The 22,306-nt window shown below is 66.4% G+C and carries 21 protein-coding genes; 11 read left to right on the forward strand and 10 right to left on the reverse strand.

The features are described 5' to 3' along the window. Window positions 1-40: 40 nt before the first annotated feature. From ACLD02_RS00575 to ACLD02_RS00585, 3 genes are all read left to right on the forward strand, one after another. Window positions 41-427, forward strand: coding sequence for a RidA family protein (locus tag ACLD02_RS00575; protein ID WP_410297683.1), 387 nt, complete (start codon window positions 41-43; stop codon window positions 425-427). Between the two features lie 337 nt (window positions 428-764). After that, entirely contained in the window at window positions 765-2,513 is a 1,749-nt protein-coding gene (locus ACLD02_RS00580; RefSeq protein WP_238401124.1) for an alpha/beta hydrolase, read from the forward strand. 173 nt (window positions 2,514-2,686) lie between these two features. After that, the gene (locus ACLD02_RS00585) at window positions 2,687-4,165 is read left to right on the forward strand and encodes an alpha/beta hydrolase family protein (RefSeq protein WP_410297684.1); all 1,479 of its coding nucleotides are present in this window, start codon (window positions 2,687-2,689) and stop codon (window positions 4,163-4,165) included. A 76-nt stretch (window positions 4,166-4,241) separates the two neighbouring features. On the opposite strand, the gene ACLD02_RS00590 is transcribed toward ACLD02_RS00585, so the two are convergent. The 3 genes from ACLD02_RS00590 to ACLD02_RS00600 form a co-directional block, all read right to left on the reverse strand. Beyond that, window positions 4,242-5,354, reverse strand: coding sequence for a 5-(carboxyamino)imidazole ribonucleotide synthase (locus ACLD02_RS00590; RefSeq protein WP_410297685.1), 1,113 nt, complete (start codon window positions 5,352-5,354; stop codon window positions 4,242-4,244). After that, window positions 5,351-5,851: a 5-(carboxyamino)imidazole ribonucleotide mutase gene (purE, locus tag ACLD02_RS00595; protein WP_410297686.1), complete on the reverse strand. Its 501-nt coding sequence runs from the start codon at window positions 5,849-5,851 to the stop codon at window positions 5,351-5,353. Before purE ends, ACLD02_RS00590 begins: the two co-directional genes overlap by 4 nt. Window positions 5,852-5,988: 137 nt before the next feature. Next, complete coding sequence (locus tag ACLD02_RS00600) at window positions 5,989-6,816, reverse strand: NAD-dependent epimerase/dehydratase family protein (protein WP_410297687.1); 828 nt, start codon at window positions 6,814-6,816, stop codon at window positions 5,989-5,991. Between the two features lie 51 nt (window positions 6,817-6,867). Here ACLD02_RS00600 and ACLD02_RS00605 point away from each other — a divergent pair, with 51 nt between their 5' ends. Both ACLD02_RS00605 and recG read left to right on the forward strand, forming a co-directional pair. Continuing rightward, entirely contained in the window at window positions 6,868-7,770 is a 903-nt protein-coding gene (locus ACLD02_RS00605; protein WP_203105432.1) for a hydrogen peroxide-inducible genes activator, read from the forward strand. A gap of 10 nt (window positions 7,771-7,780) precedes the next feature. Further along, window positions 7,781-9,862, forward strand: coding sequence for an ATP-dependent DNA helicase RecG (gene recG, locus ACLD02_RS00610; RefSeq protein ID WP_410297688.1), 2,082 nt, complete (start codon window positions 7,781-7,783; stop codon window positions 9,860-9,862). 7 nt (window positions 9,863-9,869) lie between these two features. Here recG and ACLD02_RS00615 read toward each other — a convergent pair whose 3' ends face one another. Both ACLD02_RS00615 and ACLD02_RS00620 read right to left on the reverse strand, forming a co-directional pair. Continuing rightward, on the reverse strand, window positions 9,870-10,346 hold the full coding sequence (locus ACLD02_RS00615) for a hypothetical protein (RefSeq protein ID WP_410297689.1): 477 nt from the start codon (window positions 10,344-10,346) through the stop codon (window positions 9,870-9,872). Between the two features lie 93 nt (window positions 10,347-10,439). Further along, window positions 10,440-11,435, reverse strand: coding sequence for an AraC family transcriptional regulator (locus tag ACLD02_RS00620; protein WP_410297690.1), 996 nt, complete (start codon window positions 11,433-11,435; stop codon window positions 10,440-10,442). Window positions 11,436-11,525: 90 nt separating this feature from the next. Here ACLD02_RS00620 and ACLD02_RS00625 point away from each other — a divergent pair, with 90 nt between their 5' ends. After that, window positions 11,526-13,226, forward strand: a complete 1,701-nt coding sequence (locus tag ACLD02_RS00625) for an alkyl sulfatase dimerization domain-containing protein (protein ID WP_410297691.1) — start codon at window positions 11,526-11,528, stop codon at window positions 13,224-13,226. Between the two features lie 100 nt (window positions 13,227-13,326). Beyond that, complete coding sequence (locus ACLD02_RS00630; RefSeq protein ID WP_410297692.1) at window positions 13,327-14,244, forward strand: DUF3298 domain-containing protein; 918 nt, start codon at window positions 13,327-13,329, stop codon at window positions 14,242-14,244. A 2-nt stretch (window positions 14,245-14,246) separates the two neighbouring features. On the opposite strand, the gene ACLD02_RS00635 is transcribed toward ACLD02_RS00630, so the two are convergent. Then, window positions 14,247-15,137, reverse strand: coding sequence for a LysR family transcriptional regulator (locus ACLD02_RS00635; protein ID WP_203105426.1), 891 nt, complete (start codon window positions 15,135-15,137; stop codon window positions 14,247-14,249). 149 nt (window positions 15,138-15,286) lie between these two features. Between ACLD02_RS00635 and ACLD02_RS00640 the strand changes: the two genes are divergently transcribed. The 3 genes from ACLD02_RS00640 to ACLD02_RS00650 all read left to right on the forward strand — a co-directional run bounded on the left by ACLD02_RS00640 (window position 15,287) and on the right by ACLD02_RS00650 (window position 18,079). Beyond that, window positions 15,287-16,063: a ferredoxin--NADP reductase gene (locus ACLD02_RS00640; protein ID WP_203105425.1), complete on the forward strand. Its 777-nt coding sequence runs from the start codon at window positions 15,287-15,289 to the stop codon at window positions 16,061-16,063. A 188-nt stretch (window positions 16,064-16,251) separates the two neighbouring features. Then, window positions 16,252-16,872, forward strand: coding sequence for a hypothetical protein (locus ACLD02_RS00645; protein ID WP_203105424.1), 621 nt, complete (start codon window positions 16,252-16,254; stop codon window positions 16,870-16,872). A gap of 7 nt (window positions 16,873-16,879) precedes the next feature. Beyond that, window positions 16,880-18,079: an FAD-dependent oxidoreductase gene (locus ACLD02_RS00650; RefSeq protein ID WP_410297693.1), complete on the forward strand. Its 1,200-nt coding sequence runs from the start codon at window positions 16,880-16,882 to the stop codon at window positions 18,077-18,079. Between the two features lie 36 nt (window positions 18,080-18,115). On the opposite strand, the gene ACLD02_RS00655 is transcribed toward ACLD02_RS00650, so the two are convergent. From ACLD02_RS00655 to prlC, 3 genes are read right to left on the reverse strand one after another with little or no spacing between them, the layout of a single operon-like run. Continuing rightward, window positions 18,116-18,391, reverse strand: a complete 276-nt coding sequence (locus ACLD02_RS00655) for a YrhK family protein (RefSeq protein WP_203105422.1) — start codon at window positions 18,389-18,391, stop codon at window positions 18,116-18,118. A 12-nt stretch (window positions 18,392-18,403) separates the two neighbouring features. Continuing rightward, the gene (locus ACLD02_RS00660; protein WP_410297694.1) at window positions 18,404-18,601 is read right to left on the reverse strand and encodes a YheV family putative metal-binding protein; all 198 of its coding nucleotides are present in this window, start codon (window positions 18,599-18,601) and stop codon (window positions 18,404-18,406) included. Between the two features lie 8 nt (window positions 18,602-18,609). Next, complete coding sequence (gene prlC, locus ACLD02_RS00665; protein ID WP_410297695.1) at window positions 18,610-20,646, reverse strand: oligopeptidase A; 2,037 nt, start codon at window positions 20,644-20,646, stop codon at window positions 18,610-18,612. Between the two features lie 47 nt (window positions 20,647-20,693). On the opposite strand from prlC, the gene ACLD02_RS00670 reads away from it, so the two are divergent. Beyond that, the gene (locus ACLD02_RS00670) at window positions 20,694-21,224 is read left to right on the forward strand and encodes a gamma carbonic anhydrase family protein (protein WP_203105419.1); all 531 of its coding nucleotides are present in this window, start codon (window positions 20,694-20,696) and stop codon (window positions 21,222-21,224) included. A 29-nt stretch (window positions 21,225-21,253) separates the two neighbouring features. Here ACLD02_RS00670 and ACLD02_RS00675 read toward each other — a convergent pair whose 3' ends face one another. Continuing rightward, complete coding sequence (locus ACLD02_RS00675; protein WP_203105418.1) at window positions 21,254-22,240, reverse strand: lipid A deacylase LpxR family protein; 987 nt, start codon at window positions 22,238-22,240, stop codon at window positions 21,254-21,256. Between the last annotated feature and the right edge of the window lie 66 nt (window positions 22,241-22,306).

The following is a 22,306-nucleotide window of genomic DNA, read 5'->3' on the forward strand; positions in this document are numbered from 1 at the left end:
CCGGCCCGGCGCCGTCATTATTCATGGGGAAAACGTCATCATGTCCAATCATTCCGTGATCAAGACCGATCGGGCGCCCGCCGCCATCGGCACCTATTCCCAGGCCATCAAGGCCGGCTCCACCGTTTACCTCTCCGGCCAGATCCCGCTGGACCCGGCCACCATGGAGCTGGTGGAAGGCGATATGGAAGCGCAGATCCGCCGTGTGTTCGACAACCTGACGGCGGTCTGCGAAGCCGCCGGCGGCGGCCTGACCGACATCGTCAAACTGAACATCTACCTCACCGACCTGAGCCACTTCGCGCTGGTCAACGAGGTGATGGCCAGTTACCTGCAGGAACCCTACCCGGCCCGCGCCGCCATCGGCGTGGCGGCCCTGCCCAAGGGCGCCGGCGTGGAGATGGACGCGATCATGGACATCGCCTGACACGCCCTGGAAGTGACAATGTCACTCCGGCACGCACCAAGGGGCATCATTGTGATGCCCCTTTTTAATGGCCACCGCACACGGATGGACCACCCGAGCGCGCCAGTCCGTCGCGCCGCCCTCCCTCTCCGCCATACCGCCCGGTATGCCCGACCGGAATAATTCCCATGTCAAATCAAGGGGTTTGTCCCAATAAGCCGTAAACATCCGTGCACATCAACGGCGGAATGGCACCCAACTTGCCTCCTGGTACCCCGTCCAGATTCTGGGCCTTTGCCAATTCATTGACGGGGAACAAAGCATGACAATTTCAATGTCCTCCCTTCGAAGCAAGGGAATGAGCACCTTTGTTTTATCCGCCGCCCTGGTGCTGAGCGCCTGCGGGGGTGACTCCGACAGCAACGATGATTACAGCGAAGCACCGGCACCGAAAACACAACCGGACCCGGTCGCCAACACCACCGCCGCCGATGCCGCCGCCATGGGCAGTCACACCGTGGCCGAGGAAGAGTACGACTTCGGCCGCATGACCGTGTACGACAACAAAAACGGCGACAGCTACGAAACCGACATTCACGGCTACATCCAGTACCCCGAGGACGCCGACGGCCCCTTCCCGGTGGTGTTGTTGCTGCACGGTCGCCACGGCACCTGCTATGACGGCCGGGGTATCGACGACGACGATTGCGCGAACCCGATCCCCAGCTTCCGGGGCTATGAGTACATTTCCGAGAACCTGGCCAGCCACGGCTACGCGGTGATCTCCGTGGACGCCAACGACATCAATGACAATGACAGCGGCCCGTCCAATGGCGACACCGGCGCCCTGGCCCGCGCCATGCTGGTGGTGCGCCACCTGGATGAGTTCCGCGACATCAACGCCTCCGGCGGCCTGGGCCTGGACGCCCTGATGGGCAAACTCGATATGAGCGAGATCGGCATCATGGGTCACTCCCGGGGTGGCGAGGGCGTCAACCAGACGGTGCTCTACAATCGCGCCCAGCCGGAACCGCACAACATCACCGCGGTGTTCTCCCTGGCCCCCACCGACTACAACACCCAGACCGTGAGCCGGGTGAATTTCGTCGCCCTGGCCGGTTACTGTGACGGCGACGTGGAAGACCTGATGGGCAACTTCGCCTACGACACCAGCCGCTACGCCGTGGATAACGACCCCTATCCCAAGTTCCAGCTGATCCCCATGGGCGCCAACCACAACTACTACAATACCGTGTGGACCACCGACAGCCGCCCGGACGACTGGACCATCCTGGACAGCGACGGCGACGACCCCTGGTGCGGCGAGAACGCCGCCGACAATGGCCGCGACACCCCGGAACTGCAGCAGGCCCAGGGGCTGTTCTTCATCGCCTCCTTCTTCCGCTATTTCATCGGCCATGAACCCGAATTCGGCGCCTACTGGAACGGCCAGACGCCGGTGCCCGGCGACATCTGCCCGGATGGCCAGGGCCCGTGCGACGACCGCTACCTGCTGAGCGTGCACGCGCCGTCGGCGGAAAGGCTGGTGATCGACGACACCCTGGACCCGGCCAGCCTGACCACCAACAACCTGGGTGGCTCGGTGTGGTTCGACGGCTTCTCCTCCTACGGTATCTGCCAGACCAACGGCCGACCCGGCGAAGGCTGCGACGTGGCCACGCCCACCTTCAACATCGCCGAGCAACTGTTCATGGCCTGGGACACCAGCGCCACCTACCGCTCGGAACTGCTGGGCCTGGATGCCACCGATTATCAGGTGCTGTCGGTACGCGTGGGGATTTCCCATGGCGACACCGACAACGAAAGCGGCCAGGACTTCCACGTGATTCTCGAGGACCGTGACGGCAACCGGGTGGAAGCCCTGGCCAGTGATTACAGCGACGGGTTGTTCTACCCGCCGGGGCGCGCCTTCTACGACAGCAACCATGGTTCACAGAAGACCACGCTCAACGCCGTGGATATCCCGCTCACCGCTTTCGACGGCGTCGATTTCACCGATCTGAACGCGGTGGAACTGGCCTTCGACGAAACCCCCGCGGGTACCGTACAGATCACCGACCTGGTAATGCAGCGCGTGGATTTCTAAACCCCACCCCTCCCACCATTCAGGACGCCCCGCCTTGTGCGGGGCTTTTGCCTTGACACCCCGTTCCACCGGGCTCGATATTGGCCCCTCGCCTTTGCGGAAAGACTATTTCGCAGAGCGAAACACATAAACAAAAAAGACCAATAACACTAAGAACAACGGGAGAAACCAACGTGGATTTTAATTCCGGAAGACGCACGACAACCCTGCTGTGCGGCCTGCTCGCCGCCGGCCTGCTGACCGCCTGCGGCGGTGACAGCGATCATCACAACGATACCGACACCCCCTCCGAACCACAGCGGGCCCAGGACAGCCGCTCCTTCAGCGTCAACGAAGCCAGCCTGCCGTTCGACGAAACCGGCGTCAGCGGCCACGACAACGCGGACCGCTGGTGGGGCGTGCGGCCCAGTGGCGCGGGCTACCGCATCGAAGTGCCTGAAACCTGGAACGGCATGCTGGTGATGTACGCCCACGGCTATCGCGGCGAGGGCGAGGAACTGACCGTGAACAACCCGAGCATCCGCCAGCATCTGCTCGACGAGGGCTATGCCTGGGCCGCCTCCAGCTACTCCACCAACTACTACGACGTGCGCGCCGGCGTGGAGGACACCAACGAGCTGGCGCTGGCGTTCAACGACATCGCCGAGGACGAGGGCCGCACCCTGGCGGCGCCCACCAAGATCTACATCATGGGCGGTTCCATGGGCGGCCATGTCACCGCCGCGGCCATCGAGGAAGAGACCTACCAGACCGCCAACCACAAGGTGCGATACAACGGCGCCGTGCCCATGTGCGGCGTGGTCGGCGATACCTTCGAGTTCCAGTACCTGGCGCAGGTCACCATGGCCGCCCAGCACTTCGCCCATATGGTCAACCCGGCGGCGCCGCCACTGACCGCGATTCCGGCCACCAACTTCGACGTGGCCGCCATCAACGATGTGGTCTGGGACAGCGTGCCCACCACCAGCACCCTGGGCGTGCTCAGCGAGGAAGGCGAGAAGATGCAGGCCCTGGTGCGTAACCTGTCCGGCGGCCAGCGTCCCATCGCCGATACCGGCTTCCGCACCTATTACTGGAACGTGGTGATGGGCACCGGCGGCCGGGGCGGCGACGTCAACGGCATCCTCACCGGCAACCTGACCGGCAACGCCGGGGTCACCTATCAGTTCGACAACTTCCCGCCGCTGACCACCGAGGAGCAGGCGTTCAATGACACCATCCTGCGCGTGGAGGGCAATCCGGCGGCCAATGGCCTGCGCGACGATGGCCTGCGCTGGATTCCGGTGATCAACGGGGAATTCAGTATTCCGGTGGTCAGCCTGCAGGGGCTGGGCGATCTGTACGTGCCCTTCCGGCACGGCCAGCTCTACCGCGAGCGCGCGGAAGCCAACGGCAACGGCGGCTGGCTGGTGCAGCGGGCGATCCGCTCACCGGGCCACTGCGACTACACCCTGGAAGAACAGGAAACCGCCTTCGACGACATGATCGACTGGGAGCAGAACTCGATCATGCCCGATGGCGACGACTTCCTGAATCCGACCAACGTGGCCGCCGATACTTTCGGCTGCGCCTTCTCCACCAACGCCAGCGGCGATGACGCCGCCGCCGTCCAGGCCACCCGGCCGTCGACCATGGCCGCCTGCGTTCCGTAACCGGCGGGTTCCATCGGCCACGAACGACAACGCCCCGCATTGCGGGGCGTTGTTTTTTGGCATTCGGGGTTCCGCTTCAGCCGCGATCCAGCGACAGCTCGGAATCCAGCACCTTCTCGAAACCCTCGGGCAGCACATCCGCCCAGGCACGCAGCCCCTGGCGCAGGCCATCCAGGCTGTCGGCGGTGAGATTGGCGTGGCCCAGCTTGCGCCCGGGCCGCACCGACTTGCCGTACCAGTGCACCACGCCGGGGTGCTGCAGCCAGGCCTGATCAAAGGGCGTGCCGATCAGATTCACCATGGCGGTGGGGCCATGCACGTTGAGCGCGTGCAGGGGCACGCCGGCCAGGGCGTGGACGTGCAGGTCGAACTGGGACCAGTCCGCGCCTTCGTGGGTCCAGTGGCCGGAATTGTGCACCCGGGGGGCGATCTCGTTGACCAGCAGCTCGCCATCCTGCTCGAAGAACTCCACCGCCATCACGCCGGCGTAGTCCAGCTCTTCCATGATGCGCCGCAGGATGTCCTCGGCGTGGGGCTGAAGGGCGGCGCTGGCCACCGCCGGCGCCAGGCTCAGGCGCAGGATACCGTCCACGTGCCAGTTGCGGGTAAGCGGGTAAAACAGGGTCTCGCCAGCCGGGTTGCGGGCGCCGACGATGGACAGCTCACGGCGGAACGGGATCTTTTTCTCGACGATGGCGCGGCCGGCCAGCTCGTCGGCGGGCACCGTGCCCAGGTCGCCGCCTTCGCCGATGATCCAGGTGCCGCGACCGTCATAGCCGCCGCTGCGCGCCTTGACCACCACGCCGCCGAATTCCGCCACCGCCGCCGACAGGTCCTCGACCCGGTCCAGCAGCCGCCAGGGAGCGGTGGGAATGCCCAGACGATCCAGCATGGACTTCTGATCGAAGCGGTCGGGGATGGTGGCCAGGGCACCGCGCGCCACGCAACGGTAGCTGGCGGCAAGCCGCGCGGACAGGCCGGTGTCCGGAAAGGCTTCCCGCTCCACGGTGATCACCGGGTAGCGCTCCATGCATTCTTCCCAGGTGATCGGCACCGCCAGATCGGAGGTGCCGGGGAGCAGCACCGCCCGTTCCGGATCATAGCGATCCACCACCAGACCGAGCCGGGCGGCGGCTTCGGCCATCATCAGGCCGAGCTGGCCGCCGCCGAGTACCAGCACCCGGTTCATCGCGTGCTTTCCTGGCCCAGATTCGCGTCCGCCAGCACCTCATCGGCGCGGGACGCTTTCCACTCGGCGATGCGCTTGAGCAGGGCATCGTCCTGGGTGCCCAGCATCTGCGCCGCCAGCAGGCCGGCGTTCCAGGCCCCGGAGGTGCCGATCGCCAGCGTGCCCACGGCCACGCCCTTGGGCATCTGCACAATGGAGAGCAGGCTGTCCATGCCGGACAAGGCCCGGCTCTTCACCGGCACGCCGAGCACCGGCAGCGGCGTCATGGAAGCGATCATGCCGGGCAGGTGGGCGGCCCCGCCGGCGCCGGCGATGATCACCTTGTAACCCTCGTCCACGGCGCTCTCGGCGAATTCCACCAGGCGCTTGGGCGTGCGGTGAGCGGACACCACCTCCGCCTTCCAGCCCACGCCAAACTGGCTGAGCGCGTCGCACGCCTCCTTCATGGTCTCCCAGTCGGATTGGGACCCCATTACCACGGCTACCGGTATCGTCATGTTTCACTCCCCTTGGGCGGGCGCGCCGCCTCGGCGCCTCGAAGGCGCACACTCTACGGATTCCGAGGCCGGGCACAAGTGCGCCCGGGGGCGCTAAAGATACAGCAGCGAGCGGCTCAGGCCCAGAATTGGCGCGGTTAGCGCGCCTCCAGCAGGGTCCGGTAGCCGGCCCGGTAGTCCGGGTAGCGCAGGGTATAACCGCCCTCGGCGATAAAGCGACTGTGCAAGCGTTTGCCGGTGGCCCGGGTGGCCGGCACCGGCAGCGCGCCGCCCAGGCACTCCGCCAGCCACTGGTAAACGTCCAGATTACGGGCGGGATGGTTGTCGGTGCCCACCACCAGCGGCGGCACCGTCTCTCCGGCCAGCCATTGCCCCGCCAGGGTGTGCAGCAGGCCGACGCAATCGTCCCGGTGGATACGGTTGCTCCATACCGGCTCGGGCAGGGCCTCCTCACCGCGCATCAGCTTTTCCACCTTGCTTAGCAGGCGGAGACGGCCAGGGCCGTAAATACCGGAGAAACGCACCACCGTGGTCAGGGCGCGGGCGCTGATCTCCTGCTCCGCCGCCAGCACCACCTTGCCGTTATAGCGGCTTGGCCGGGGCGGGGTGGTTTCGTCCACGTCGCCGTCCTGGTCGCCGAACACCGCCGTGCTGGACACGAACAGTACCGGCGGCAGCGGCTGCCGGGCGGCCAGGCCGTCGAGCAGGTTCAGCGGCGCGCGCACATAGGCCTTCAGATAACCTTCCTCGCTGTATTCCGAGGGCGTCATGATGACCACCGCCAGGTCAACGCGATCCGGCGGCAACAGGAGGGCGCCGTCGAGCAGGTCCTGGCTGTACAGATCCACGCCGGCGGGGGCGTCGCCGCCACGGCGGATACCGCTCACCCGGTGGCCGTCGGCGAGCAGCCGCTCGGCCAGGCCGGTGCCCAGGTCACCGAGTCCGGCGATCAGAATATGGCTCATTGGGAGTCAGTCCGGCAGAATGGGGGTTCATTGAAAATACTTGTTGCGATTATGACCCTAACAGAACTTCGCTATCTGGTCGCTCTTGCCCGCGAACGCCATTTCGGCCACGCGGCGCAGGTGTGCAACGTCAGCCAGCCGACTCTCAGCGCGGCAATCAAAAAGCTGGAAGAGCAGCTCGGCATGCCGCTGTTCGAACGGCGTCCCCGGGAGGTGGTGGTCACCCCCCAGGCGGGCCCCATCGTCGCCCAGGCCCAACGGGTGCTGGAGCAGGCCGACCTGCTGGAACAGATGGCCATGAGCCAGCGCGACCAGCTCGGCTCGCCGCTGCGGGTGGGCGCCATCTTCACCGTGGCGCCCTATCTGTTCCCCACCATGGTACCCCGAGTGCGGGCGGAAGCGCCGGAAATGCCGCTGTTCATCGAGGAGAACTACACCCACGTGCTGCGCGGCAAGCTGGACCGTGGTGAGCTGGACGCCATCATCGTGGCGCTGCCGTTCTCCGGCGGCGGTCTGGTGCGCGCCAAGATGTACGAGGAATCCTTCTCGGTACTGCTGCCCGGCGACCATCCCTGGACCAAGCAACAGCAGATCCGCCCGGAGCAACTGCTGGAGGAAACCCTGCTGCTGCTCGGCGAAGGCCACTGCTTCCGCGACCAGGTGCTGGAGCTGTGCCCGGCCATCGATTCCGAGCGCCAGCGCAATCTGGTGCAGATCGAGGGCGGCTCCCTGGAGACCCTGCGCCACATGGTCGCCTCCGGCCTGGGCATCACGGTGTTGCCGAACTCGGCGCTCCACCAGCACGGCTACGACAAGGCCACCTTCGCGGTGCGCCCGTTCGCGCCACCGGTGCCCTCGCGCACCATCGCCCTGGTTTGGCGCGACAGCTTCCCGCGTCCCAAGGCCATCGAGGTGCTGCGCCACTCCGTGCCCCGCGAGGGCCTGGCGGCCTGACCGGCGTGGCATGAGCGAACCCGCCGCCACTCCGGACCATATCGACATCACCCGCTTCAAGGGGGTGGGTCCGCGAGCGGCGGAGCGGCTCGCCAAGCTCGGCCTGCACACTCTGGAAGACGTGCTCTTCCACCTGCCGTTCCGCTACGAGGACCGCACCCGCATCACGCCGATCGGCGCGCTGCGCCCGGAGCAGGGGGTAGTGATCGAGGGCGAGGTGATGGCCGCCGACGTGGTGTTCGGCAAGCGCCGCTCGCTGCTGTGCAAGGTCGCCGACGGCACCGGTATGGTGGTGCTGCGCTTCTACCATTTCAGCGCCGCCCAGAAGAATTACCTGGAAAAGGGCCGGGCGATCCGCGTCTACGGCGAGCCACGGCCCGGTGCCGCCGGCCTGGAGTTCTACCACCCGGAATACCAGACCGGCCCGGACCTGCCGCCGCTGGAAAAAGCCCTGACCCCGGTCTACCCGACCACCGACGGCGTCAGCCAGAAGCTGCTGCGCAACCTGGCCGGCCAGGCGCTGCAATGGCTTCGCGGCCACGAACCGGAGGAACTGATCCCCCGGGAGCTGCTTGATCAAAGCGGCCTGCCCGGCCTGGCCGAGGCGCTCACCAAGCTGCACCATCCGCAGCCGGACGATCCGGTGGACCTGCTGCTGGACGGCAACCACCCGGCGGTGAAGCGGCTGGTCATGGAGGAGATGGTGGCCCACCAACTGGGCATGCTGGCCAAGCGGGCCGGGCAGAAGGCGCTGGCCGCCCCGCCCCTGGAAGGCGAGCGGCTCACCGCCCGGCTTCTGGAAAGCCTGCCGTTCCCGCTCACCGGCGCCCAGCAACGGGTGATCGGCGAAATCCGCGCCGACCTGCGCCGCGACCACCCCATGTTGCGCCTGATCCAGGGCGACGTAGGGTCCGGCAAGACCCTGGTGGCCGCCGCCGCCGCCTTGGTGGCCATGGAAGCCGGCTACCAGGTGGCGTTGATGGCGCCCACCGAACTGCTCGCTGAACAGCACCTGAACAACTTCCGTCACTGGCTGGCGCCCCTGGGCATCGACGTCCACTGGCTGGCCGGCAGCGTGGGCGCCAAGGCGCGCCGGGAAACCCTGGCCGCCCTGGCCGACGGCAGCGCGCCCCTGGTGGTGGGCACCCATGCTCTGTTCCAGGACGCGGTGGCGTTCCAGCGGCTGGGGTTGATCATCATCGACGAGCAGCACCGCTTCGGCGTGCAGCAACGGCTGGCCCTGCGCGAGAAGGGCCGCTTCGACAATCAGGTGCCCCACCAGCTCACCCTCACCGCCACGCCGATTCCGCGCACCCTGGCGATGAGCGTCTACGGCGACCTGGACACCTCGGTGATCGACGAGATGCCGCCGGGGCGCAAGCCGATCCAGACCCTGGCGCTGCCCGCCGGCCGCCGCGACGCCGTGGTGGAGCGTATTCGCGCCGCCTGCCGGGACGGCACCCAGGCCTACTGGGTGTGCACCCTGATCGAGGAATCCGACGAACTGCAGGCACGCGCCGCCGAGGTCACCTTCGAGGATCTGCGCGAAGCACTGCCGGACCTCACCGTGGAGCTGGTGCACGGTCGCATGAAGGCGAAGGAAAAGCAGGAGCGGATGGCGCGCTTCGCCAGCGGCGAGGCGCAGCTGCTGGTGGCCACCACCGTCATTGAAGTGGGGGTGGACGTGCCCAACGCCACCCTGATGGTAATGGAAAACGCGGAACGGCTGGGCCTGGCCCAGCTTCACCAGCTACGCGGTCGGGTGGGCCGGGGCGGCGACCAGAGCTACTGCCTGCTGCTCTACGACACGCCATTGTCGCAAACCGCCAAGAAACGCCTGGCGGTGATGCGCGACACCAGCGATGGCTTCGTGATCGCCGAGGAAGACCTGAAACTGCGCGGTCCCGGGGAATGGCTGGGCACGCGCCAGACCGGCGACCTGGCGTTCCGGATCGCGGATCTGGTGCGTGACGAAGCCTTGATGGCGCCGGCGCGAGAGGTGGCCTCGGCGCTACTGGCGCGTTATCCGCGGCGGGTGGATCGTCTGCTGCGCCGGTGGTTGCGGGGCGGCGAGCATTTCGCGGACGTTTAGGCGGGGCTCAGTTCCGATCTTGTTCCGGATCCGGGGCGGTCAGCTTGGACCAGGCGTCCTTGGTGGACTCCCAGGCGCCGCCGAAACGGGCCTTGGCCGCTTCCCAGTTATCCCCGGAAGAGGCTTCCAGTTGCTGGTAGCGGGTCTGCAGCGTCTCGCGCTGTTCCTTGAGTTCGCTGAGCGCTTCCTGCTTCTTCAGGCGGGCATCCTGGGACATATCCTGCCAGTTCTCATCAATCCGCTCGCTGGCCTGATCAATGTCCTCGTCCAGGGCGTCCATGGCGTGGCGCAGGGCGGCCAGGGCCTGATCTTTCTGATCGGCGGAAAACTGCTTGATGGTTTCCCAGGTATCGCGCATTTGCGTCTGGATATTCTCCTGGTCCGGCTGCTTGATATTGGGTACGCCGTCGGTGGCGTCCTGGGCCCAGCTATTGGCGGTGGTGGCCAGCATCAGCGCGGTGGCCAGAAGATAGGAAGGTCGCATCGGTTCTCTCCGAGAATGTGACACTAAGACTCCTCTATTATGGCTTTGCCCTCCTTACATGGGTGCAAAACACTGAAAAACAAGGGGTTGTGGTCAAGATCGCCGAAAATGGTCCGGCGCCATGCCGTACCAGCGCTTGAAAGCCTTGCCGAAATTACTGGCATCGGAGAAGCCCAGCCGCCGGGCGACTTCCGCCACCGGCAGCTTCTCCTGACGCAGCCAGACGGCGGCCTGTTCGGCGCGCTGCTCCTCGATCAGCTTGCGGTAACCACTGCCCGCTTCCGAGAGGTGCCGGCGCAGGGAACGCTCGCTCAGATTCACCGCCCGCGCCAGTTCCGCCAGGGAGGGCGGCGCGTCCGGGCGCACCCGCAGCAACCCGCGCAGGGTCTGAATCAACGGCGGCGCCCGGTCCAGTTCCGCCAGCGCTTGCTCCGCCAGGGTCTCGTGCTGGCGGCACAGAGCGGCATCGCCCAGCGGCAGCGGGTCGCGCAACCCCTCGGCACGATGCCAGATAACATCCCGTTCCCGCCCGAAACGCACCACCTCGCCGAACGCCGCCCGCCAGGGGCCCGGGTCCCCCGGCGCCGAACGGCACAGATCCACCCCGGTGATACGGACCCCCGGCGCCAACCGCCGCAAATGTCGCACGTGGGCGGCGACGAAGGCATCCAGGGCGCAGGGGTGCACCGGCGCACCGGGCCGGGCCTGGATCGCCAGGCCCACGGCGCCGGGCCGGTGCACCCGGGTCACCGTGACGCTGGTGGAGATCAGTGCCTGGAAACGCACCACCAGGTCCAGCACCCGGTCCAGGGTGGGGGCGGTCTGCACCAGCAGGCCGAGGATGCGCAGATGCATGGGCTGGGCCCGGGCGCCCACCCGCAGGCCCACGGCGGGATCGCCGCTAAGGCGCTCGGCGGCGGCCCACAGCAGGCTCATGGCGGCCACCGGCACGCGGCCACCCGGGTCCGCCGCCAGGGCCTCGCCTTCCAGCCCCGCCTCGCGAAGCAGCGCCGGCGCGTCCACGCCGGCGGCGGCCAGGGTGTCCAGCAACGCCAGCGGCCAGGCCGCCACGGTGGTGGCGGTGGTCATCGGCCACCTGCCACTGGCCGTTTGCGACCTTCGGTCCCGAGCGGCGTCGAGCTAGCCTGAAAGTCGATTTCCCAACAAGGATAACAATCCATGCGATACCTTTTTCTTCTGCTGACGGCGACGCTGGCCGCCTGCGGCGGTGACCACCCCCAGCCCGCCGAGACTCCGGCGCCGGATGCCCTGCGGACGCACAATCAGGTGTTCGAACAGGGCGTGGTGAAAGTCACCGACGGGGTCTACGTGGCGATCGGCTATGGTCTGGCCAATTCCATTATGCTGGAAGGCGACGATGGCATCATCATCGTCGACACCATGGAGACCGTGGACGAGGGCAAGCGGGTACTGGCCGCCTTCCGCGAGATTACCGATAAACCGATCAAGGCGCTGATCTACACCCACAACCACGCCGACCATGTGTTCGGCGCGCGCGCCTTCGCCGCCGCCGGCGAGGTACCGGTGTACGCCCATGAAACCACCGGCTATTACATCAACCGGGTGGTCAATCAAATCCGGCCGATCATCACCACCCGCTCCATGCGCATGTTCGGTCACCATCTGCCGGACGGCGAGCGCATCAACGACGGCATCGGCCCCTTCCTGGGCGTCAACGAGGACAGCACCCTGTTCGCCCTGCCGCCGGACCACACCGTGGGCGAACGCCGGGAAGTGACCATCGCCGGTTTGCGTCTGGTGCTGGTGCACGCGCCAGGGGAAACCAACGACCAGCTGTTCGTGTGGCTGCCGGACAAGAAAGTGGTGCTGTCCGGCGACAACATCTACCAGGCGTTCCCTAATCTCTACACCATTCGCGGCACCCCTTACCGGGATGTACGCCGTTGGGCCGACAGCCTGGACAAGATCCGCGCTCTGGGCGCCGAATACCTGGTGCCCAGCCACACCCGTCCGCTCACCGGCGCCGACACCATTCGCGATACGCTCACCGCCTACCGGGATGCGATCCAGTTCGTGCACGATCAGACCCTGCGCTACATGAACCAGGGCCTGACCCCGGACCAGATCGTGGAACGCGTGCATCTGCCGCCCCATCTGGCGAAGCACCCGTGGCTGCAGCCGTTCTATGGCAACGTGGCCTGGTCGGTGCGCTCGGTGTTCGATGGCTATCTGGGCTGGTTCGACGGCAACCCGAGCACCTTGCAACCTCTGGCGGAAGGCGAACGGGCCCGCCATATGGCGGAACTGGCCGGTGGTGAGGACGCGCTGCTGGACCGTGCCCGCGACGCGCTCCAGGGCGGCCAGGCCCAGTGGGCGCTGGCACTCACCGATCACCTGCGGGTGCTGCGCCCGGACGATCAGGACGTCGCCGACCTGCGCGCCGGGGCGCTGCGCCGCCTGGCGGAAACCGAATCCAACCCCAACGCGCGCAATTACTACTTCACCGCCGCCCGGGAAGCCGCCGAGGGCCTGCATCCCGGCTTTCGCACGGAAAGCCCGGACGGCTTTCTCGCCACCCTGCCGATCGATAACTTCCTGAATGCCATGCCCGCCTTCCTGAAGGCCGAGGAGACCCTGGACGCGCACGAGAAGCTGGGCTTCGAATTCGCCGACTCCGGCCGCTCGTTCACCCTGGAAATCCGCCATGGCGTGGCGGTGGTCCATGAAGGCCTGGACGAGGACACCGTGGCGGTGCTGGAAACCCGCGAGCCGGTATGGAAGGCGATCGCCGCCGGCAAACGGGGCGCGGTGTCGGCCCTGGCCGGCGACGACCTGGATATCCGCGGCGGCAAGGTGGCGGCGCTGCGCATCCTGGGCTACTTCGAGAAGGTGGACTGACCCGGCCACTTGCCCGGCGACCGGCAATCAGGGCATGCTCCCGCATTACGGCGCGGTTGCGACCGCGCCGCTTTTTTCCATGGAACCAACGGGACTTCCCATGCCGCGCCTGCCCGGGCAATCGCCCTTCGTGATCTCCGCGCTGGCGGCCCTGACGCTGTCACTGGCCGCCTGCGACAATAGCAACGACGCCACCTCCGCCAAACCGGAACGGCCCGCGTCCACCGATCAGGCGGAGCAACCGGCCACCGGCGCCCCGGACGGCGGGTCCGACGGAAATCACGATACTAACGCGGGCCCGGACGGTGCGGACCAGAGCAACGGTCGCCCGGTCCCGGAAAAGCTGACCCACCATACCGAAACCCTGGAGCGGCGCCCGGACGGCTGCGAGGGCGACCAGTGCCCGGTGTTCGATGCGCGGCTTGAGCTCTATGACGGCCAGCCGGCGCTCAATCAGGCGATCCGCGAACGTCTGGCGTCGCAGTTGGTGGTCAACAGCGAGGACCCGGCCACGCCGGACAGCCTGGAGGCCGCCGCCGAGCAGTTCCTGGCAACCGCCGCCGGCACCGCCGGCGAGGGCGGTCAGGGCTGGGAGTTATCCGGCAACACCAAACAAATAGGCCGCTGGCGGACCCTGGTGACCGTGGCGATCAACAGCTATGAGTTCACCGGTGGCGCCCACGGCATGCCCATCACCCAATGGCTGAACTGGGATCTGGCCAGCAATGGCCCGGTCTCCCTGGGCAACCTGATCGAGGCCGGCCAGGAAGACGCCTTCTGGGAAGCGGCCCGCCGGGCCCACGGCCAGTGGCTCGAGCAGGAAGCGCCCACCGATGACGGCACCTTCCAGGAAGACTGGCCGTTCCAGCAAACCGACGCTTTCCGCCTCACCCGGGCAGGCGTGGTCCTGCACTACGACGTCTACAGCATCGCGCCCTATTCCATGGGGCAGCCGGAATTCACCCTCCCCTGGGAGGATCTGGAAGGAGTGATCCGGGCCCGCTACCGCCCCCGCTAGTGCTAGCCGGGCGCCGACGACGCCCGGCACAATTCCAGCCAGCGCTCCACCCCGGGGCTGCGGTATTTATCGCGGTGCAGCACGAAGTAGAACTCCCGGCTGAAGTCCCGGTGCGGCACCGCCAGCGGCACCAGGGAACCGCGCCGGAACGCTTCACGCAGAGACACCCGGGACAGGCAACTGATGCCCAGGCCGGTTTCCACCGCCCGCTTGATCGCTTCGGTGTGCTCCAGCTCCAACAACAGATTCAGATCCGGCAGGATGCCGTGCATGCCGCGCTCGAAGGTCTGGCGGGTCCCGGAGCCGGGCTCGCGCACGATCCAGGTAGCCGCCTTCAGGTCGTGGTCATCAAGGCGCCCCCGAGCCGCCAGCGGGTGGTCCGGCGAGCAGAACACCACCAGGTCGTCACCGCGCCAGGGCAGTAATTCCAGATCGCGGTGATTGATTTCACCCTCGATCAGACCCAGATCAAGATCGAAGCCCAGCACCCGGTCGACAATGGTGCTGGTGTTGGCCACCTCCAGTTGCACCCGGGCGCCGGGCTGTTCCGCCATATAGCGGGCCATGATGCTCACCGCCAGATAGTTGCCGATGGTCAGGGTGGCCCCCACCTTGAGCTGCCCGAGTTCCTGATGGGCCAACAGGCCGGCTTCCAGTTCCCGGGCCTGTCCAATCAGGGCCTCCGCCCGGGGCCAGAGCTGACGTCCCAGTTCATTCAGGCGCAACCGCTTGCCGGCGCGCTCGAACAGTTTCACCTCGAACTGGGATTCCAGCTCCTTGAGCGCCCCCGACGCGGCGGATTGGGACATGTTCAATTGGGCCGCCGCCCGGCTCACATTCTCGTAATGGGCGGTGGCGAGGAAGACTTCCAGTTGGCGCAGGGTGTAGCGCATGGCGATCACCGTTCATATGAATGAGAACCATTGACATTTAGATATCGATGCTGTCAATATGAAATATCGGAATTACCCATTTTACCGATATCCATGAAGTGGTTACATTCTCGCCAACTGGAGATTTCGGAATAAAAGCGTATTAGCTTATGTCAAATTTGAATACTGAAACCGTCACCAGCGTGCACCATTGGAATGACACGCTGTTCAGCTTCACCACCAGCCGTGACCCGGGTTTCCGGTTCAAGAACGGCCACTTCACCATGATCGGCCTGGAGCAGGACGGCGGTCGCCCGTTGCTGCGCGCCTACTCCATCGCCAGCGCCAACTATGAGGAAGAGCTGGAGTTCTTCAGCATCAAGGTGCCGGACGGCCCGCTCACCTCCCAGCTGCAGAAGATCCAGCCCGGCGACAAGATCTACGTGAGCCGCAAGCCCACCGGCACCCTGGTGGCGGATCATCTTCTGCCCGGCAAGCGCCTGTGGCTGCTGTCCACCGGCACCGGCCTGGCGCCGTTCATGAGCATCATCAAGGACCCGGAGATCTACGAGAAATTCGATCAGGTGATCCTCACCCACGGGGTGCGCTATACCTCGGAGCTGGCCTACAAGGACATCATCGAGCAGGAGCTGCCGAACAACGAATTCTTCGGCGAGATCATCCGCGACCAGTTGCTGTATTACCCCACGGTGACCCGCGAGCCCTACCGCAACAAGGGCCGGCTCACCGACCTGATGACGTCCGGCAAGATCTATGAGGATCTTAACCTGCCGAAACCGAATCTGGACGAGGACCGCTTCATGCTGTGCGGCAGCCCGGCCATGCTCAAGGACCTCACCGCCATTCTCGACGACTGGGGCTTCCAGGAGTCCCGAGGCGGCAAGATGCACGAATACGTGATCGAGCGCGCTTTCGTCGAAAAGTAAGCCTTGCGCTGTTTTCTCCAGTTTGTTGTTGCTACGTTTGTTGTTGCTACTTCGTTGCCGTCACTCCAAAGCCCCGCTCCGGCGGGGCTTTTTTATGGTTTGTTTATGAATTCCGTGGCGGTCTTCCATGACAACCGCCATGGGGACCGGTATGTTTCCGCGATTCAGCCGCCAAGGAGATTCACGCCATGTCCTCCCTGCTTTCCAGCCTAACGGCCATCCTGCCCCTGGTGATCCCCGCGCTGGTGGGCATCGTGCTGGGCATCGTCTTCCACAAACGGGCGCCCAAGGCCGCGATGCTGGTGATCATCGCCTGCATTCTGATGCTGCTGCAGTCGGTGTTCATCGTCTTCACCATGACCGTGCTGATGGATCTGGCCGGCAGCGGCTCCTTCAGCTGGGACATGTACGGCCTTCTGGTGTCCTCGGTGCACTTCGTGCTGGGCGTCTCGGTGACCGGCCTGATGCTGGCGGCGGCGTTCGTGGAGCGTCCGGCGGCGCCGGTGCCAACCACCACGGCGCACGCCGCCGCCACCAACACCGCCCTGCGCCCGCACCGGGGCACCGCCGTGCTGGTCATGGGGTTGCTGGGGATGCTGGTGTTCGCGCCGATCGGCACCGTGGCCTGGATCCTGGCGGCACGGGATCTGGGCGCAATGAACCGGGGCGAGATGGACCCCGAGGGCCGTGGCCAGACCACCGCCGGGCTGGTGCTGGGCATCATCGCCACGGTGCTGATGGTGCTGGCGCTGATCGGCGCCGGGTTCTTCGTGTATTCACTGAGCCAGATGAGCTGGTCCCCGCACTGACGCCGCCATGAAGCCGCAAACCATCGCCGTGGTCGGCGCCGGCACCGCCGGCCTGGCCAGCGCCTGTCTCCTGGCCCGCCAAGGCCACCGCGTCACCCTGATCGAGCAGGCCCCGGCGCCCGCGCCGGTGGGCGCCGGCCTGCTGTTGCAGCCGTCGGGCCTGGCCGTGCTCACGGAAATGGGCCTGGCGGGTCCGATCCGCGAACGTGGCGCGCCGATCCACGGCCTGTTCGGCGACACCCCGGAAGGCCGCACCGTGATGCGGGTCCACTACCAAAGCCTGGCCCCCGGCATGGAGGGCCTCGGCGTGCACCGGGCCAGCCTCTGCCACACCCTGGACGAGGCGCTTCAGGCGCACCCCCACGAGCGGCTCACCGGCACCCGGGTGCTCGCCGTGGCCCCCGTCGACGACCGCGCCTGGCTGGACCTGGACCGGCAAGGGCACCATGAGCGCCGCCCCTTCGACGCGGTGCTGGTGGCCAACGGCAGCCACAGCCGGCTGCGCCCGCCGGCCTGGGTGCGCTATGACCGCCGCTACCCCTGGGGCGCGATCTGGGCCATGCGGCCGATGGTGGCGGAACTGGACCATGACCGGCTCAGCCAGCGCTACCAGGGCGCCCACACCATGGCCGGACTGCTCCCCACCGGGCGCTCGCCGGCGGCACCGGACCAGGATCTGGTGAGCTTCTTCTGGAGCCTGCCGGTCACGGAATTGACACGCTGGCGGGCCGGCGAGGTGGATTTCAATGCCTGGCGGGAACAGGCGTTGCGAATCTGGCCCCGGCTGGCGCCGGTGCTGGAAGGGTTGAGCGCGCCCTCGGACCTGCTGGTGGCTACCTATCGGGATGTGATCATGCGCCGCTGGGGCGCCGGGCGGCTGGGCTTTCTGGGCGATGCCGCCCACGCCATGAGCCCGCAACTGGGCCAGGGCGCCAACATGGCGCTGCTGGACGCCCGTGAGCTGGCGGCGGCGGTGGCGGCCAGCAGTGACTGGCCCGGGGTCTGGGCCCGCTATCACCGCGCCCGGCGGGGCGGGATCCGCTTTTACCAGCGCATGAGCCGCTGGCTGACACCGGCATTCCAGTCCCATGGCCGCCTGGTGCCGGCCCTGCGCGACACGCTGTTCCCGGCCATGGACCGGGTGCCCTGGCTGCGCCGGGAAATGGCGCGCACCACGGCGGGTCTGAAGACCGGTTTTATCCGGTAGGCGCGGCCAGGCGCTCCGCGATCACGGGCCAGGACGCTAACGTTCCCAGCTGCTCTCCGGCAGCCGCTGCAGGTGAATATGACTGATCAGCCGCAGGGTGGGCCGGATCAGGAACTGGAAGCTGCCAACGATGAACAGCCAGGCCGCGGGCTTCTCCAGGCTCGGATAAAGAAAGAAAACACTGCCCAATAAAAACCAGATGGCGATCAGGAAGTCGTTGACGATACTGAGCGTCTCATAGCGCCGCCGGATGATCAGTTCCTCGCGCCCCAGGTGCAGGGTCAGCGGGTCATCGACACGGGGTCGCGTCATCGTCCTTCCTCCCTAGTTCGGTGTTTTCGGCCCTCGCAGGGTCACCGGCTGTTCATTGGCGTCGGTGGTCGCCGGCTTCTCATCAAGATTGCGCACCATGCCGCAGGCGACGCATTCCATCCAGATGGTGTCGCCCTCGCTGCAGCGCTGAATACGGTCGACGGCGCCGCAGGACGGGCAGGCGGCGCCGGCGATGAACTGACGTTTCATGGTGCGGCTCAGCCTTCGATGCCGCTGTGACGCAGCAACGGCTCGACGCTGGGTTCGCGGCCACGGAACGCCACGAACAACTCCATGGGCTCCTGGCTGCCGCCCCGGGCCAGGATCTTCTCGCGGAAATCCCGGCCGGTATCAGCGTTGAAGGGCCCTTCTTCCTCGAACCGGGAGTAGGCGTCGCAGGACAGCACCTCCGCCCATTTGTAGCTGTAATAGCCCGCCGCGTAGCCACCGGCGAAGATGTGCGCGAAGCCGTTCTGGAAGCGGTTGAACGCCGGCGGCTTGACCACCGACACCTCCTCGCGCACTTCATCGAGCACCTTCTGAATGCTCATCCCCTCCCGGTACTCGGCGTGCAGCCGCATGTCGAACAGGGAGAATTCCAGTTGCCGCATCATGCCCATGGCGCTCTGGAAATTTTTCGCCGCCAGCATCTTGTCGAGCATGTCCTTGGGCAGCGGTTCGCCGGTCTCGTAGTGACCGGAGATCAGCGCCAGGCCCTCCTCGGTCCAGCACCAGTTTTCCAGGAACTGGCTGGGCAGCTCCACCGCGTCCCAGGCCACGCCGTTGATACCGGAGATGCCCGGCACGTCCTGTTCGGTGAGCATGTGGTGCAGGCCGTGGCCGAACTCGTGGAACAGGGTCACCACCTCATCATGGGTGAGCAGGCCGGGCTTGCCGCCGGCCGGCGGCGCGAAGTTGCAGGTCAGGTAGGCCACCGGGGTCTGCAGGGCGCCGTCCAGCCGGCGCCGGCGGATGCGCGCGTCGTCCATCCAGGCGCCGCCGCGCTTGCCGGTGCGCGCGTACATATCCAGGTAGAAGGCGGCGCGCACGGTGCCGTCATCGTCCACCAATTCGTAGAAGCGCACGTCCGGGTGCCAGGTGTCCACGTCGTCCCGGGAGCGGAAGCGAATGCCGAACAGCTTGCCGACCACCTGGAACATGCCGTCAATCACGGTTTCCGCCGGGAACCAGGGCCGCAACGCCTCCTCGGAGAGGTCGTAGCGGGCCTCGCGGAGCCGCTCGCTCCAGAAGCCCAGATCCCAGGGTTGCAGATCGTCGGCGCCCTGCTCAGCGGCGAACGCCTTCAGCTCCGCCAGCTCCTTTTCCGCCTGGGGCTTGGAGCGGCGCGCCAGGTCGTGCAGGAAGCCCATCACCTCGTCCACGTCCCGGGCCATCTTGGTGGCCAGGGATTCCTCGGCGTAGTTGGCGAAACCGAGCAGGTTGGCCTGCTCATGACGCAGCTTGAGGATCTCATCCATGATGGCGGCGTTGTCGTACTCACCGGCCTGGGGGCCCTGGTCGGAGGCTCGCGTGGTGAAGGCCCGGTACATTTCCTCGCGCAGGGCGCGGTTGCGGGCGTGGCTCATCACCGCCAGGAACACCGGCACGTCCAGGGTCAGCAGCCAGCCTTGCTCCAGGCCCTCGGCGCGGGCGCGGTCGGCGGCGCCGGCCAGGGCGGTTTCCGGCACGCCGTCCAGCTCGCTTTCATCGGTGATGTGCTTCTTCCACGCCTGGGTGGCGTCCAACAGGTTGTTCTCATAGCGGGTGGTGAGCTCGGAGAGGCGCTTGGCGTTCTCCATGTACTGCTTTTTCTGCCCACCGGACAACGCCACGCCGGACAGCCGGAAATCACGCAGGGTGTTGTCGATGTCCTTTTGCCGGGCGGGGTCGAGGCGCTGGAATTCCTCGCTTTCGCGCAGCGCCTGGTAGGCGGCGAACAGTTCCGCGTTCTGGCCCACCTCGGTGCCGTACTCGCTGAGCAGCGGCAGGCAGGCGTTGTAGGCTTCGCGCAGGGCCTCGTTCTGGGCCACGGCATTGAGGTGCCCCACCGGCCCGAACGCCTTGCTCAGCCGATCATCCTCCTCGGCCAGGGTCTGCTCCAAGGCGCGGTAGCTGAAGTCGCCCTTGGCCAGCACCTCGCGGATGCGTTCGCGACCGGCCTCCACCAGGGTTTCCACCGCCGGCTTGACGTGCTCGGGGCGAATCTCGGAAAACGGCGGCAGATCCGGATAATCGATCAACGGATTGTGGCTCATGGGACCTCTCGGTATAAACGGGTAAACGCAACTTCAGGAGTATCGAAATGGGGATTCGCCCCTTCGAAGACAAGGCACCGGACCTCGGCGAGCGGGTCTACGTGGACCCGGCCGCCACCGTGATCGGTGACGTGACACTGGGCGACGACTGCTCACTGTGGCCGGGAGCCGTGGTGCGCGGCGACATGCACCGCATCCGCGTGGGCGCGCGCACCAGCATCCAGGATAACGCGGTGCTGCACATCACACACGCTTCCGAGTTCAATCCGGGTGGCTTCCCGCTGGAGATCGGCGCCGACGTGACCATCGGCCATCAGGCCATGCTGCACGGCTGCACCGTGGGCGACCGGGTGATGATCGGCATGCAGACCATGATCATGGACGGCGCCGTGGTGGAGAGCGACGTGATGCTGGCCGCCGGCAGCCTGGTGAGCCCGGGTAAGCGGCTGCAATCCGGCTGGCTGTATCGGGGCCGCCCGGCTCGGCCGGTACGCGAGCTCACCGAGCAGGAAGTGCGCTTTCTGCCCTATGTGGCCGGCAACTACGTGAAGCTCAAGGACCAGTATCTGAACCCCTGACGTCGGTGATAGCCGCTGTAGGAGCGGCTTCAGATCGCCCACATGAAGGACATGTTGCCGAAGCTCAACGGGTCATTACTGTCGCGGATCGGCGAGGTGGAGGTCTGCAGCGTCAGGGTGAAGCTGAACCCGCTGTTGCGCAGGCCAAACCCGGTGATCAGGGTGCCGGTGAAATCCCGGGTCTCGATGTCGTAGCGGTCGGCGTGTTCCTCGATGTAGGAGTAGGCGTTGTACTGGCCGGCGGCGCCCAGGAACACTTCCCAGCCGAAGCCCGGGTTGTCGAACAGGCCGACCAGGGAGCCGGCGGTGCCGATGCCGGCGTAATCGGGAATGAAATTGCCCGGCAGATTGCGGCCAAAGCGGATAAAACCGCCGGCCTGGGCATTGCCGTCGAAGTTGTTGGCGTCGATGCCCCAGGCGGTGCCGAGCTCTGTCTGGTAGCCATTGTCGCCGGTGTTGCGCAGCAGCCGGTGGGCATGCAGGAACCAGGCGCCGCCGACGGCGTCCGGGCCGAGCTGGTTGTCCCAGCCCTGGGGCTCGTTGGAGCCGGTGATGCGGTGCACCACCCTCTGGCTGTTCTCGGCCCCCGAATCCGGCCCCACCACGCCACCGCGCAGCCCGTAACCAAACAGATTCTTGCGGTCCCAACTGAACAGCCCGACTTCCAGGTTGGCGTAGCCTACATAGGGCAGATCATTGTAATCGGGGGTTTTGCGCTCGATGTCCGACGGCGTGATCATGATTTGCTGCAGGCTCACGGTGAGCGCGTGGCGCTCGTCGGCGGCGGACACGCCGGGCAGCGGGTCCAGGGTGCGCGCCACGCCACAGGTGAAACCGCCGTTCTTTTCGCAATCGGCCTGGCCATCGCCGACCCAGCTCAGGCGCACGCCATTGGTGTAGTTCTTGTCCTGCCCCAGAAACAGGTCGTTATCCCAGGAAAAACCGAAAGTATTGGCCAGGCCCAGGGACGGCGCCAGACAGCCGGCCAGAACCAGGGCACGAAACACTGAACGCATGGCGTCCCTCCACGAGCAACAAACGGGCAAGCAATCGCCGCCGGCGCGGCGCAAGGCGGAAGGGCA

Origin of the sequence: Alloalcanivorax sp. C16-2 (genome assembly GCF_046507615.1) — a bacterium.
Lineage (GTDB): Bacteria > Pseudomonadota > Gammaproteobacteria > Pseudomonadales > Alcanivoracaceae > Alloalcanivorax > Alloalcanivorax marinus_A.

Excerpts from the sequence above, each read along its gene's own strand:
- ACLD02_RS00575 (WP_410297683.1), top strand. The coding sequence starts at position 41 with ATGTCCAATCATTCCGTGATCAAGACCGATCGGGCGCCCGCCGCCATC.
- ACLD02_RS00580 (WP_238401124.1), top strand. The coding sequence starts at position 765 with ATGAGCACCTTTGTTTTATCCGCCGCCCTGGTGCTGAGCGCCTGCGGG.
- ACLD02_RS00590 (WP_410297685.1), bottom strand. The coding sequence starts at position 5,354 with ATGAACCGGGTGCTGGTACTCGGCGGCGGCCAGCTCGGCCTGATGATG.
- purE (WP_410297686.1), bottom strand. The coding sequence starts at position 5,851 with ATGACGATACCGGTAGCCGTGGTAATGGGGTCCCAATCCGACTGGGAG.
- ACLD02_RS00600 (WP_410297687.1), bottom strand. The coding sequence starts at position 6,816 with ATGAGCCATATTCTGATCGCCGGACTCGGTGACCTGGGCACCGGCCTG.
- ACLD02_RS00605 (WP_203105432.1), top strand. The coding sequence starts at position 6,868 with ATGACCCTAACAGAACTTCGCTATCTGGTCGCTCTTGCCCGCGAACGC.
- recG (WP_410297688.1), top strand. The coding sequence starts at position 7,781 with ATGAGCGAACCCGCCGCCACTCCGGACCATATCGACATCACCCGCTTC.
- ACLD02_RS00615 (WP_410297689.1), bottom strand. The coding sequence starts at position 10,346 with ATGCGACCTTCCTATCTTCTGGCCACCGCGCTGATGCTGGCCACCACC.
- ACLD02_RS00620 (WP_410297690.1), bottom strand. The coding sequence starts at position 11,435 with ATGACCACCGCCACCACCGTGGCGGCCTGGCCGCTGGCGTTGCTGGAC.
- ACLD02_RS00625 (WP_410297691.1), top strand. The coding sequence starts at position 11,526 with ATGCGATACCTTTTTCTTCTGCTGACGGCGACGCTGGCCGCCTGCGGC.
- ACLD02_RS00630 (WP_410297692.1), top strand. The coding sequence starts at position 13,327 with ATGCCGCGCCTGCCCGGGCAATCGCCCTTCGTGATCTCCGCGCTGGCG.
- ACLD02_RS00635 (WP_203105426.1), bottom strand. The coding sequence starts at position 15,137 with ATGCGCTACACCCTGCGCCAACTGGAAGTCTTCCTCGCCACCGCCCAT.
- ACLD02_RS00640 (WP_203105425.1), top strand. The coding sequence starts at position 15,287 with ATGTCAAATTTGAATACTGAAACCGTCACCAGCGTGCACCATTGGAAT.
- ACLD02_RS00645 (WP_203105424.1), top strand. The coding sequence starts at position 16,252 with ATGTCCTCCCTGCTTTCCAGCCTAACGGCCATCCTGCCCCTGGTGATC.
- ACLD02_RS00650 (WP_410297693.1), top strand. The coding sequence starts at position 16,880 with ATGAAGCCGCAAACCATCGCCGTGGTCGGCGCCGGCACCGCCGGCCTG.
- ACLD02_RS00655 (WP_203105422.1), bottom strand. The coding sequence starts at position 18,391 with ATGACGCGACCCCGTGTCGATGACCCGCTGACCCTGCACCTGGGGCGC.
- ACLD02_RS00660 (WP_410297694.1), bottom strand. The coding sequence starts at position 18,601 with ATGAAACGTCAGTTCATCGCCGGCGCCGCCTGCCCGTCCTGCGGCGCC.
- prlC (WP_410297695.1), bottom strand. The coding sequence starts at position 20,646 with ATGAGCCACAATCCGTTGATCGATTATCCGGATCTGCCGCCGTTTTCC.
- ACLD02_RS00670 (WP_203105419.1), top strand. The coding sequence starts at position 20,694 with ATGGGGATTCGCCCCTTCGAAGACAAGGCACCGGACCTCGGCGAGCGG.
- ACLD02_RS00675 (WP_203105418.1), bottom strand. The coding sequence starts at position 22,240 with ATGCGTTCAGTGTTTCGTGCCCTGGTTCTGGCCGGCTGTCTGGCGCCG.